Annotated in this window: 11 protein-coding genes; 1 reads left to right on the top strand and 10 read right to left on the bottom strand. The window is 73.6% G+C overall.

Annotated elements, in window-relative coordinates; all coding sequences use genetic code 11:
• Positions 1-154 precede the first annotated feature (154 nt).
• From pheT to infC, 7 genes are all read right to left on the bottom strand, one after another.
• Entirely contained in the window at positions 155-2,683 is a 2,529-nt protein-coding gene (gene pheT, locus AAHZ94_RS17765) for a phenylalanine--tRNA ligase subunit beta (RefSeq protein WP_349993909.1), read from the bottom strand.
• On the bottom strand, positions 2,683-3,819 hold the full coding sequence (gene pheS / locus AAHZ94_RS17760) for a phenylalanine--tRNA ligase subunit alpha (protein WP_349993908.1): 1,137 nt from the start codon (positions 3,817-3,819) through the stop codon (positions 2,683-2,685). Before pheS ends, pheT begins: the two co-directional genes overlap by 1 nt.
• Before the next feature lie 180 nt (positions 3,820-3,999).
• Positions 4,000-5,247, bottom strand: coding sequence for a sensor histidine kinase (locus AAHZ94_RS17755; protein ID WP_349993906.1), 1,248 nt, complete (start codon positions 5,245-5,247; stop codon positions 4,000-4,002).
• Positions 5,248-5,319: 72 nt separating this feature from the next.
• Positions 5,320-6,156, bottom strand: a complete 837-nt coding sequence (locus AAHZ94_RS17750) for a TrmH family RNA methyltransferase (RefSeq protein WP_349993905.1) — start codon at positions 6,154-6,156, stop codon at positions 5,320-5,322.
• Positions 6,157-6,312: 156 nt separating this feature from the next.
• A complete protein-coding gene (gene rplT / locus AAHZ94_RS17745; protein ID WP_349993904.1) occupies positions 6,313-6,696 on the bottom strand; it encodes a 50S ribosomal protein L20 in 384 nt (127 codons plus the stop codon).
• A gap of 97 nt (positions 6,697-6,793) precedes the next feature.
• On the bottom strand, positions 6,794-6,988 hold the full coding sequence (gene rpmI / locus AAHZ94_RS17740; RefSeq protein WP_349993902.1) for a 50S ribosomal protein L35: 195 nt from the start codon (positions 6,986-6,988) through the stop codon (positions 6,794-6,796).
• A 123-nt stretch (positions 6,989-7,111) separates the two neighbouring features.
• Complete coding sequence (infC, locus tag AAHZ94_RS17735) at positions 7,112-7,735, bottom strand: translation initiation factor IF-3 (protein ID WP_349993912.1); 624 nt, start codon at positions 7,733-7,735, stop codon at positions 7,112-7,114.
• A 640-nt stretch (positions 7,736-8,375) separates the two neighbouring features.
• Between infC and AAHZ94_RS17730 the strand changes: the two genes are divergently transcribed.
• Positions 8,376-8,759: a DUF1844 domain-containing protein gene (locus AAHZ94_RS17730; RefSeq protein WP_349993900.1), complete on the top strand. Its 384-nt coding sequence runs from the start codon at positions 8,376-8,378 to the stop codon at positions 8,757-8,759.
• A 108-nt stretch (positions 8,760-8,867) separates the two neighbouring features.
• Here the strand turns inward: AAHZ94_RS17730 and AAHZ94_RS17725 are convergent, their stop codons facing one another.
• The 3 genes from AAHZ94_RS17725 to AAHZ94_RS17715 form a co-directional block, all read right to left on the bottom strand.
• Positions 8,868-9,596, bottom strand: a complete 729-nt coding sequence (locus AAHZ94_RS17725; RefSeq protein ID WP_502964701.1) for an MIP family channel protein — start codon at positions 9,594-9,596, stop codon at positions 8,868-8,870.
• A gap of 446 nt (positions 9,597-10,042) precedes the next feature.
• Complete coding sequence (locus AAHZ94_RS17720; protein WP_349993899.1) at positions 10,043-10,795, bottom strand: SseB family protein; 753 nt, start codon at positions 10,793-10,795, stop codon at positions 10,043-10,045.
• Between the two features lie 64 nt (positions 10,796-10,859).
• Positions 10,860-11,726: S8 family serine peptidase (locus tag AAHZ94_RS17715; RefSeq protein WP_349993898.1), on the bottom strand; the 867-nt coding region annotated here is incomplete at its 5' end.

Genomic DNA, 11,726 nt, shown 5'->3' with positions numbered 1-11,726 from the left:
GCCCCCCGCCCCCCCCGCCCCGGCCCGGGGGCCCCTTCGGCCTGGCTCCCAAGCCCCGCCCGCCCCCCCTGGGGGCGCGCCCCGCGCACTTCGCGCGGGACACGCCCCTGGGTTGAGCCGAGCCTGATCCCCGCGGCGGGCGCGGGGCGGCGGGTCAGGCGCCGCGCAGCGCCGCCCCGGTGCGCTCGACGGCAGCCGCGACCGCTGCGTCCCGGGCCGCGGACGCCTCGTCGGCGGTCAGCGTCCGGTCCGCGGCGCGCAGCCGCAGCGCGTACGCGAGCGACTTCTTGCCCGCGCCGAGCTGCTCGCCGGTGAACACGTCGAACAGCCGCACCGACTCCAGCAGTTCGCCGGCGCCCGAGGTGAGCGCCGCCTCGACGTCGGCGGCCGGCACCGCGGCGTCGACGACCAGCGCCACGTCCCGGGTGGCGACCGGGAAGGTGGCCACCCGCGGCGCCTGCACCACACCCGGAGCCGCCTGCTCCAGGCGGTCGAGCTCGATCTCCATGGCGCAGGTGCGCTCCGGCAGGCCGAGCGCCTTGATCACCCGCGGGTGCAGTTCGCCCGCGTTGCCGACCAGCACTTCCTGGCCGTCCACGAGGGCCAGCAGCGCGGCGCAGCGGCCCGGGTGCCACGGGGCCTGCTGGTCCTGCCGGACGATCAGCTCGACACCGGCCTGGGCGGCGATCAGCCGGCCGGCCTCGACGGCGTCGTTCCAGTTCGCCTGGCGGCCCTCGCCCCACCAGCCGGCCCGCTCACGGGCGCCGGCCAGGACGACCGCGACGCGGCGCGGCTGCCGCGGCAGGGCGCCGTTGAGCGCGGCGAGCTCCGCGTCGGTCGGCCGCCGGTCGACCGGCAGCCGTACCGCGGCGACCGCGGTCTCCTCGGCGGAGGCGACGGCGCGGAAGACCAGGCCGGTCTCGAACAGCGCGATGTCCTGCTCGCCCCGGCCGAGGTTGCGGCGGAGCGCGCCCAGCAGCCCGGGCAGCAGGGTGGTGCGCAGCACCGGCTCGGTGTCGGAGAGCGGGTTGGCCAGCCGGACCACGGCGCGCCGCGGGTCGTCGGCGTCGAGCCCGAACTGGTCGAGCACCTCCACGCCGATGAACGGGTAGTTCGGCGCCTCCGTGTAGCCGGCACCGGCCAGGGCCCGGCCGACCCTGCGGTGCAGTCGCTGGCGCTCGGTCAGGCCACGGCCGGCGGGCGGCTGCGGCAGCTTGGAGGGCAGGTTGGTGTAGCCCTCCAGCCGGATGACCTCTTCGGCGAGGTCGTTCGGGTCGGTCAGGTCGGGCCGCCAGCTCGGCGCGGTGACCACCAGTTCGTCCTGGCCGTAGACGTCGCAGCCCACTTCCTGGAGCCGGCGCACGACCGTCTCCCGGCCGTAGTCGACACCGGCGACCCGGTCCGGGTGGTCGGCGCGCATCGTGATGGTGCGCGGCCCGCTGGGCGTGGTGACCTCGGTGACGCCGGCTTCCGCGGTGCCGCCGGCGAGCAGCACCAGCAGGTCTACGGCGCGCTGCGCCGCGGCGGACGCGGCCTGCGGGTCGACGCCGCGCGCGAAGCGGCGCGACGCCTCGGACGACAGCTTGTGCCGGCGGGCCGTACGGGCGATCGAGACGGCGTCGAAGTGCGCCGCCTCGATGACCACGTCGGTGGTGCCGGCGGCCGTCTCCGGGCCGCTGGCGTCGGCGATCTCGGTGTTGGCCCCGCCCATCACGCCGGCGAGCCCGATCGGCCCGCTGTCGTCGGTGATGACCAGGTCTTCGGCGTCCAGGACGCGCTGGGTGCCGTCCAGCGTGGTGAGCTTCTCGCCGGCCTCCGCACGCCGTACGCCGATGGTGCCGGCCACCCGGGAGCGGTCGTAGGCGTGCAGCGGCTGGCCGAGTTCGAGCATCACGTAGTTGGTGACGTCGACGGCCAGCGAGATCGGCCGCATGCCGGCCTTCTGGAGGCGGCGCTGGAGCCAGATCGGCGAGCGCGCCTCGGGCGAGAGGCCGACCACCGTACGGGCGGTGAAGCGGTTGCAGCCGCGCGGGTCGGCGACGCTGACCGGGTAACCGAAGCCGTTGGGCGCCGGCACGTCGAGCAGGGCCGGGTCGCGCAGCGGCAGCCCGTAGGCGGTGGCGGCCTCGCGGGCGACGCCGCGCAGCGACAGGCAGTAGCCGCGGTCGGGCGTGACGGCGATGTCCAGCACCTCGTCGACCAGTTCGAGCAGGGCGATGGCGTCGGAGCCCACCTCGTGCTCGGGCGGCAGCACGATGATGCCGTCGTGGTCGTCGGACATGCCCAGCTCGCTGGCGGAGCAGATCATGCCTTCGGAGACGTGGCCGTACGTCTTGCGCGCGGAGATCTTGAAGCCGCCGGGCAGTTCGGCGCCGGGCAGGACGACGACGACCTTGTCGCCGACGGCGAAGTTGCTGGCGCCACAGATGATGTTCTGCGGCTCGCCCGTTCCGTTGGCCTGGCCGACGTCGACCTGGCAGTAGCGGATGGGCTTCTTGAAGCCGTCGAGCACCTCGATGGCGAGCACCTTGCCGACCACCAGCGGGCCGGTGAGGCCGGCGCCGAGCTGCTCGACGGTCTCCACTTCGAGTCCTGCGTCGATGAGCTTGGCCTGCACGGCGCGGCCGGTCTCGCCGGCCGGCAGGTCCACGTACTCCCGCAGCCAGGAAAGCGGGATTCGCATCAGATCTCCGTCCCGAACGGCCGGGTGAAGCGCACGTCACCCTCGACCATGTCTCGCATGTCCTCGACGTTGTGGCGGAACATCAGCATCCGTTCGATGCCGAAGCCGAAGGCGAACCCGCTGTACTTCTCCGGGTCCACGCCGCAGGCGACCAGGACGCGCGGGTTGACCATGCCGCAGCCACCGAGCTCGATCCAGCCCTCGGACGAGCAGGTGCGGCAGGGGCGGTCGGGGTTGCCGACCGAGGCCCCGCGGCACACGTAGCACTCCATGTCCATCTCGGCGGAGGGCTCGGTGAAGGGGAAGTAGTTGGGCCGCAGCCGGGTGTGCACGTCCGCCCCGAACAGGCTCTGGACCATGTGGTCCAAGGTGCCCTTCAGGTCGGCCATGGTCAGCCCCTCGTCGATGGCGAGGAGCTCCACCTGGTGGAAGACGGGGGTGTGGGTGGCGTCGAGCTCATCGGTGCGGTACACGCGGCCGGGGCAGATCACGTACACCGGCGGCTCGCGGTCGAGCATCGCCCGCACCTGCACCGGCGAGGTGTGGGTGCGCAGCACGATGCCGGACTCCGCCTCGTCCACCGGCTCCCGCTCGGCGTCCGCACGCACGAAGAAGGTGTCCTGGGTGGCGCGCGCCGGGTGGTCGGGCGTGAAGTTGAGCGCGTCGAAGTTGAACCACTCCGCCTCCGCCTCGGGCCCCGCGGCGCCCTCGTAGCCCATGGCCACGAAGATGTCCTCGATGCGCTCGGAGAGGGTGGTGAGCGGGTGCCGGGCGCCGGGCGTCAGACGGTCGCCGGGCAGCGTGACGTCCACCGCCTCCTCGACCAGGACGCGCGCGTCGCGCTCCGCCTCCAGTTCCTCCTGCCGCGTCTTGAACGCGCGGTTGACCTCGCCGCGCGCGCCGCCGACGCGCTTGCCCGCGTCGGCCTTGGCGTGCGGCGGCAGCGCGCCGATCTCACGGTTGGCCAGCGCCAGCGGCGAGCGGTCGCCGGTGTGCGCGATCTTCGCCTCGTGCAGCGCCGCGAGGTCCCCGGCCGCGGCGAACGCGGCCAGCGCCTCGTCCCGCATCCGGGCGATCTCTTCCGGTTTCAGTGCCTCGACCTCTACCGGGTCGTAGGACTTGTTGGGTGCCGACATCTCTTCCCGTGCTTCCGATTGGCTATTGGCTTCGCCCCGCCTCGGCGCCTCGCTCGTCCGCGGACCGAGCACGTGTGGCTCGGCCGACGACGGTGGTGCCAAAGGTGCCAAAGGTCGAGTCTACGGGGCGTCCGTACTCGATCGAGCCCGTAGGGGCGCCGGGCCGCTGCCCGGCGGTGGTCAGGCCAGATAGGCCGGGGCCCCCACGGGCAGGGTAAATCGGAACTCTGCGCCGCCGGCGCGGGAGCGGCCGACGGTGATCGTCCCGCCGTGCGCCTCGACGATCCCCTTGACGATGTACAGCCCGAGGCCGGTGCCGCCGCGCTTGCTGCCGCGCCAGAAGCGGGTGAAGACCCGGGCCATGGACTCCTCGGGGATGCCGGAACCCTCGTCACTGATGGTGACGGCCGTGCTCGGCTGGGCTGCGGTGTCCACGATGGACCCTTCGGACTTGGCGGGGATGACGGTGGGCTGCACCTCGATGGTGACCGTTCCCGCGCCGTGCCGCACCGCATTTTCCAGCAGGTTGCCCAGCACCTGGTCGACCTTGTCGGGGTCGGCCCACAGGTCGGGCAGCGGCTCCACGACCTTGATCAGGAAGTGGTCGGTGCGCTGGCCTGCGGTGGTGTGGGCCTGGACGTGCCGGCGCACGGCGGCGGCGATGTCCACGGGCTGGCGGCGCACCTCAAGCCGGCCGGAGTCGATCCGGGAGATGTCGAGCAGCTCGGCGATGAGCCGGGTGACGCGGTTGGCGTCGGCGTCGACGGTCTCCAGCATCAGCCGCTTTTGGTCGTCGGTGAACCGCTCCCACTTGGCCAGCAGGGTGGCCGTGAACCCCTTGACCGAGGTGAGCGGCGAGCGCAGTTCGTGCGCCACGGTGGCGATGAGCTCGGCGTGCGAGCGCTCGGTGCGCCGCCTGGCCTCGGTGCCGCGCAGCGTGACGACCACCTTGCGCACCGGCCCCGTGGGGTGGACGCGCACGTACCGCGCGGCCACCAGCACCTCGCGCCCGCCGGGCAGCAGCAGGTTGCGCTCGGGTTGGCCGCCGCGGATGGCGAGTCCCCCGTACGGGTCGGTCAGCGCCCACCAGCGGCGCCCCTCCAGGTCCTCCAGGGGCAGCACCTGGTCGAGCGGGCGGCCGAGCGCCTCGGCCGCTGGGGTGGCGGTGATCCGGGCGGCGGCGGCGTTGAAGCAGGTCACGCAGCCGTTCTCGTCGGCGACGACCAGGCCGTCGGGGAGGTCGTCGGAGTGCACGTCGGCGTACGTGTCGGCGGGTGCTGCGGGGTGTGGCTCGGCGTGTGTTCCCGTACGCGCTTCGGTGGGTGCTCCGGCGGACGCGGACTCGGTCGCCCAGGTGGCGATCTCGCCGGGCAGGCACGCTCCGGGCGCGGGCGAGGTGGCCGCCGCGCCGGAAATCCTGACGTTCATGCTGCACCCCCTCCCGGGCCCCAGGGGCGCAACCCTACTAGGTCAAGGTGACGCTGCGGAGCCCCTCCGTCGCTACGAGCGGGCGCGCTGGGCGCGTGCGGAGGCATACAGGCACACGGCGGCGGCGGTCGCCAGGTTCAGGCTCTCGGCCTTGCCGTGGATGGGCACCCGCACGACCTCGTCGGCGAGCGCCCGGGTCTCCTCCGGGAGCCCCCACGCCTCGTTGCCGAACACCCACGCCGTGGGCCCGCTCATGCGGCCCGCGTCCAGTTCCGCATCCAGGTCCCGTGCGCCGGCCCCATCGGCGGCGAGCACCCGTACGCCCGCTTCGTGCAACCCGTGCACCACCCGCTCGACGGGCACCCCGACGGTCACCGGCAGGTGGAAGAGCGAGCCGACCGAGGCCCGTACGGACTTGGGGTTGTACAGGTCGACGGAGGCGTCGGTGAGGATGACCGCGTCGGCGCCGGCCGCATCCGCGCAGCGCAGCACCGTGCCGGCGTTGCCGGGGTCGCGTACGTGGGCGAGTACGGCGATCAGCTTGGGCCGGGCGGCCAGCACGTCGGCCAGCGGCGCGTCCAGGAAGCGGCAGACGCCGACCAGCCCCTGCGGCGTCACGGTCTGCGAGATCTCGGCGACCACCGCGTCGCTGACGGTCACCACCGGGACGCCGGCGGCGTGCGTGGCGGCCACGATGTCGGCGTGCCGCTCGGCCGCCTCGGGCGTGGCGAACACCTCGACCAGGGTGCCGTCACCGGCGTCGGTGCGGTGCCTGGCGACCGCTTCGCGCACCGCCTGCGGGCCCTCGGCGAGGAACCTGCGCTCCTTGGTCCTGGCGTTGCGGCGGGCCAGTCGGCGGGCGGCCAGGACGCGCGGCGATCGCAGGGAGGTCAGCTCGGGGGCCGCCATGTGGTGGTACTCGCTTCCGGGTGCGGTGGTGCTGGTGCCAGGGGCGTTGCTTCCCGCTCGGTGCCCGGGAAGCATCGGGGGAAGCAGCGAACCCGCAGGCGGGGGCCGCCTGCGGGTTCAGTGTGGGCCGTGTGGGGCCCGGGCCTCGAAAACCGCTCAGGCGGCCTTGGGGGCGTTGACGTCGCTGGGCAGCGCCTTCTGGGCCACCTCGACGAGCGTCGCGAACGCGTTCGCGTCGTTGACCGCGAGCTCCGCCAGGATCTTGCGGTCCACCTCGACGTTGGCGGCCTTCAGACCCTGGATGAAGCGGTTGTACGTCATGCCGTTGGCACGGGCAGCGGCGTTGATGCGCTGGATCCAGAGCTGCCGGAAGTCGCCCTTGCGCTTCTTGCGGTCGTTGTAGTTGTAGACGAGAGAGTGGGTGACCTGCTCCTTCGCCTTGCGGTACAGGCGCGAGCGCTGGCCCCGGTAGCCGCTGGCCTGCTCCAGGATCGCCCGGCGCTTCTTGTGGGCGTTGACTGCCCGCTTGACGCGTGCCACTTGTTTAACTCCTTGTACGGGGCCGTGGTTACCTCACACGGCCCGGAAACGAATGGGTCCCGAACTCGACGCGCACCCCGCCGGAGCGGGGGCGGCGTCACTTGCCGAGAAGCTTCTTGACCTTCTTGGCGTCGGCCGGGGCCAGTTCGACGGTTCCTGCGAGGCGGCGCGTCAGCGTGGACGACTTGTGCTCAAGAAGGTGGCGGCGACCGGCGCGCTGGCGGAGCACCTTGCCGGAGCCGGTGACCTTGAAGCGCTTGCTGGCACCGCTGTGCGTCTTGTTCTTCGGCATGTCGCCGTTCTCTTCTCGTCGGGGGCGCTCGGCAGCCAGTGCGGGCGTGCCGGAGCGTCAGCTCGTTCAGTTGGGTTCCGGGGTGGGCCCCGGCGTTGCGGCCTCGGGCTCAGGCCGCCACGATCACGCCTCGGCCGGCTCCTCGGCGGACTGCTCGGGAGCGTCCGCCACGGTGCCCTGGCGTTCCGCCTTGCGGGCGGCCTGCGCCTCGCGGGCTTCGGCCATGGCCTCGGTCTTCTTCTTGTGCGGACCGAGAACCATGATCATGTTCCGGCCGTCCTGCTTCGGGTTCGACTCCACGAAGCCGAGGTCCTGGACGTCCTCCGCGAGCCGCTGGAGCAGTCGGTAGCCGAGCTCCGGCCGGGACTGCTCACGACCACGGAACATGATCGTGATCTTGACCTTGTCGCCCTGCTTGAGGAACCGGACGACGTGACCCTTTTTGGTGTCGTAGTCGTGCGGGTCGATCTTCGGCCGGAGCTTCATCTCCTTGATGACCGTGTGCGCCTGGTTCTTGCGCGCCTCACGGGCCTTCATGGCCGACTCGTACTTGAACTTTCCGTAGTCCATGAGCTTGCAGACCGGCGGACGGGCGTTCGCCGCGACCTCGACCAGGTCCAGGTCGTACTCCTGCGCAAGCTCCAGGGCCTTGGCAAGAGGAACGATGCCCACTTGCTCGCCACTGGGACCGACGAGTCGCACCTCGGGGACGCGAATCCGGTCGTTGATGCGGGGCTCGGCGCTGATGGGGCCTCCTCAGTTGCACCACGCGGCGGCCTGGCGGACAGCCGCGTAACGTCAGTTTTCGGTGTGACCACCGTGCCGAGACGCACAAAACGCCCCGTACGGGACACAGGGGGGCTCCACGCTTTCCGGGAGCACCGCTGCGGCATCACCGCGGGGCGCATCAGGCAGCTCCACGTCGTCCGTACGGAACGACGGGCCCTACCGGACCGGGACCCGCCGGCCTCAAGGGCCAGCAAGGTGGGAGAGTCGGAGCCTCCACTTGTGGGCCGGGCACACCAATGCCCAGCCGGTCACATGCAATGTTACACGAGTCTAGCGCGGGCGCCTCCGCGGGCGCTGTCAAGAGCGCTCGCCCAGCGGCCCCGGCCCCGCACGGCCGGCCGCACCGCCCCGCGCGCCCGCCCTGCGCACCGGCCCTGCGCAGCGCACGTGAGGGGCCGCCCGGCTCCTCTCGTACGATGCGTAGGGACCACCTGGCCGGGCCATGGCACGTACGGCCGCTGTGGCACGCGCCGCGGGCCTGAGCGCGTACGCGATTCCCCCGCGCGCGTGCCGGTGTCCTGCCGTATGAACCCGCCCGGCGCCCGGTCGACACCTACGGCGCCTGGCGTACCACCGACTTCCGACAGACGAGAGAGCCATGAGCGACGCCGACGCCCAGCAGCCGACCCAGGACCAGAGTGAGAACCCCGACTTCGACACCATGACCCGGGACATCGCGGAGGTGCCCGCGGTCGAGGTGATCACGACGGTTGCGGTGCACCTGATGAGCGCCGCCGCGGTCAACCTGGGGCTGGCCGAGGAGGGGCCCGAGCACAAGGACCTGGACGAGGCGCGGAAGCTGATCACCGCGCTGGCCGGGCTGGTCACCGCGAGCGCGACCGAGGTCGGCTCGTACCACGCGGCGCCGCTGCGGGACGGCCTCAAGTCGCTCCAGCTCGCCTTCCGTGAGGCGTCGGTGGTGCCGGACGAGCCGGGCCAGGGGCCGGGCGAGAAGTTCACCGGGCCGGTCTTCGGCGGCTGACCGGCCGCTGCACCCCGCGCCCCGTGCCCCCGCCGGATAGCGGCCGGGCGCGTCGCCGCCCCGCTCCGGAAGGGGGCGGGGCGGCGGCGCGTCGGTGGCGGGCCGGGGTCAGACCTCGGCGCGCTCCCGGTCGAGCAGGTCGCCGGGGCGCGGGTGGGTGAACTGGTGGCACAGCGTCGCGCGGACCGCGCCCCCCAGCGGGGCGATCAGGAACAGCCAGAACTGTTCGAGCGCGTCGGTGCCGGCGAAGATCGCCGGCCCGCAGCTGCGCGCCGGGTTCACCGAGGTGCCCGTGAGCGGGATGCCGACCAGGTGGATCACGCCGAGCGCCAGGCCGATCGGCAGTCCGTCGAAGCCGACCACGGCCACCTTGTGGGTGACCGCGAGCACCACGAACACCAACAGGAACGTCAGCACCACCTCGGCCAGGAAGGCACCGCCGGTGTTGATGTGCACGGCCGAGCGGTCGCCGTAGCCGTTGCTGCCGAAGGCGCCGCTGGTCTCCAGCCCGGGGACCTGCTTGGCCAGCAGGAACAGGATGGCCGCACCCGCGATGCCGCCGAGGAACTGGGCGATCCAGTACTCGACCGCCGTACGCACCGAGATCCGGCCGGCCGCCAACATCCCCAGCGTCACGGCCGGGTTGACGTGGCAGCCGGAGATCGGGCCGAGCGCGTAGGCGAGGGCGAGCAGGGTGAAGCCGAAGGCGAGGGCGATGCCGACGGTGCCGATGTAGTCGGCCGCGAGCACCGCTGACCCCACCGCGAAGAACACCAGCAGCAGCGTCCCGACGAACTCCGAGATGATGGGCCTCGTCTCCATTCGCGTCGTCTCCATGCCGCGCTCCCTTGGGTGGATGATCGGGGAATGCCCCTGTTGCATTGTGGGGTGTTATGGGGCATTTCGCGCGTTGGTGGTGAGAGAGGGCGGGCGTAGGGCAAGTACGGGGTTCGGGATGCGGGATCGCTGCGCGGGCCGGCCGCCCGCGGTGGCTCGCGGTGGGGCCCGGTCGTCCGATGGGTGCACCCACGCATGCGGCAGTCGGGGCCGGGGACACGCGTGAGCCACGCCCCGGGGACCCACGCGCGCGTACGCGATGGGCGGGGCGGGTGTGGCCCGTGCGGCCGGGGTGGGGCGGCCGGCGTGCTGCTCGTACGAGAGGCCGCGCGTGGTGTCGGTGGCGGGCTCGGGGCCGGGACCCCCACAGCCCCGACTGGTCCGTACGGGCCCCGGTGGGACCGGCAGATTCGTACGGCCCCGGCAGACCCGGCAGAGCAGCGCGGCTAGGCCACGTACAGCGGCTCGCCCGGGAGGGTCGCGTGGGCCGGGAGCAGGGCCAATTGCAGACCGCGGACCAGGCGGGCGCGCAGCACCTCGTCCGCCGCGAGGGCGCCGGCGACGCGCTCGGCCACCTCGCGGGCGGGCACGTCGGCGGCCAGGGTCAGCGCCAGGGTGCCGTCGGCGTCGGCCTGGCCGGCCGGCGCCAGATGCGCGCGCAGCACGCCCGCCTCGGCCGCGAGCACGGTGCGCAGCGCCTGCGCCACGGCCGGGTCGGTCAGCGGGTCGACGGTGGTCCGCCCCTCGGCGACGGCGAGCAGCGCGGGGCCGGTCAGGGCGTAGGTGACCGGGCCTGCGAGGTCGAGTACGAGGGTGTCGGCCCGCTCGTGCGCGACGGCCTGGAGCGCCTGGTGCAGCGGGACCGCGACCGGCCTGGCGTCCGGGCGCCAGCGGGCCAGTGCCTCGATCGAGGTGAAGGCCGGCAGCGCGCGCCGCCCGCCCGGGGCCTCCAGGGTGGGGACGGCCATGTCGCTCGTCTTCTCGCGGCGCAGCGTGCCGCCGTCGGCGGTCGGCACCTCCTCCACCTCGCCGAGCACGGCGACCACCGGCACCAGCAGCCTGGCCCCGGCCAGTGCGCGGAGCACCTGCGGCTCAGCGGCCGGGTCCGCGGCCCAGGCGGCGAGCGCCGCGGTGAGCTGCGCGTCGGCCGAGCCGTCGTCGTCGGAGAAACCGGGGTCGGGAATGTTCTTGAGCGCCACGCGTCGAGGCTACCCGGGGCGGCGGCGGGCGCGGTGGGCGGTACGGCTGCTCGGGGTGGGCCGGTCAGCCCGCGTCGGGCGGTGTGGTGGGGGCCGTGGTCAGGGGGCGTGCTGTGGGGGTCCGGTCGCGCCACAGGAAGACCGCGGTGAGCAGCAGGGCCGCACCGGCGAAGCCGGCCGTCAGGGCGAGTTTGCTGGGGGCGGCGCCCTCGTCGGTCGATTCGCGCTCGGGGCCGCGGCCGAAGTAGCGGTCGGGGTAGTCGGCGGCGCGCGGGAGCTGGGCCGCGGCCGGGAGCCGGCCGGCCGCTTCGATGGCGGCGGTGACGTCGACCATGCCGGCCCCGAGTTCGTCGTTGCGGCCCCCTTCCGGCCGGTCCTGGGCGGTCTCCGTGAGCAGCCGCTTGATCTGTACGGGGCTGAGGTCCGGGTGGGCGGAGCGCACCAGCGCGGCGGCGCCGGAGACGAAGGCGGACGCGGCGCTGGTGCCCCAGCCCTGGTAGTAGCGGCGGTTGGGGTCGGCGATGACGACGTCCACGCCGGGGGCGCAGATCGTGGCGTACCAGCGGCGGGTGGAGAAGGCGGCCCGGCTGCCGTACCGGTCCACCGCGGTCACGGCGATCACGCCCGGGTAGGCGGCCGGGTAGGACACCCGGTCGCCCTCGCCGCCGCCGTTGCCCGCGGACGCGACGACCACGACGCCCTTGCGCAGCGCGTACTGGACGGCGGCGTCCTCGCGGCGCGCGGGGTGGGCGGACTCGCTGTCGTCGCCGAGCGACAGGTTGATCACGTCGGCGCCGTGGTCGGCGGCCCAGCGGATGCCGTCGGCGAGGGCGCCGCCGCGGGCGCGGGGCGCCGCCCTGGGGGGCCGGGGGCCCCCCTGGCGGGTAACCCCCCCCCCCCGGGGGTTTACCACGGGCGCGCCCCCCCCCCC

This window comes from Streptomyces sp. HSW2009 (assembly GCF_040240285.1).
Taxonomy (GTDB): domain Bacteria; phylum Actinomycetota; class Actinomycetes; order Streptomycetales; family Streptomycetaceae; genus Streptomyces.
Note: the sequence above shows the minus strand (reverse complement) of the source record. Positions and strands in the feature narration are given on the sequence as shown.

What these genes read in the sequence shown, in the direction of transcription:
- AAHZ94_RS17750 (WP_349993905.1), bottom strand. Translation starts at nt 6,156, where the DNA reads ATGGCGGCCCCCGAGCTGACCTCCCTGCGATCGCCGCGCGTCCTGGCC.
- AAHZ94_RS17730 (WP_349993900.1), top strand. Translation starts at nt 8,376, where the DNA reads ATGAGCGACGCCGACGCCCAGCAGCCGACCCAGGACCAGAGTGAGAAC.
- AAHZ94_RS17755 (WP_349993906.1), bottom strand. Translation starts at nt 5,247, where the DNA reads ATGAACGTCAGGATTTCCGGCGCGGCGGCCACCTCGCCCGCGCCCGGA.
- rpmI (WP_349993902.1), bottom strand. Translation starts at nt 6,988, where the DNA reads ATGCCGAAGAACAAGACGCACAGCGGTGCCAGCAAGCGCTTCAAGGTC.
- AAHZ94_RS17725 (WP_502964701.1), bottom strand. Translation starts at nt 9,596, where the DNA reads ATGGAGACGACGCGAATGGAGACGAGGCCCATCATCTCGGAGTTCGTC.
- pheS (WP_349993908.1), bottom strand. Translation starts at nt 3,819, where the DNA reads ATGTCGGCACCCAACAAGTCCTACGACCCGGTAGAGGTCGAGGCACTG.
- pheT (WP_349993909.1), bottom strand. Translation starts at nt 2,683, where the DNA reads ATGCGAATCCCGCTTTCCTGGCTGCGGGAGTACGTGGACCTGCCGGCC.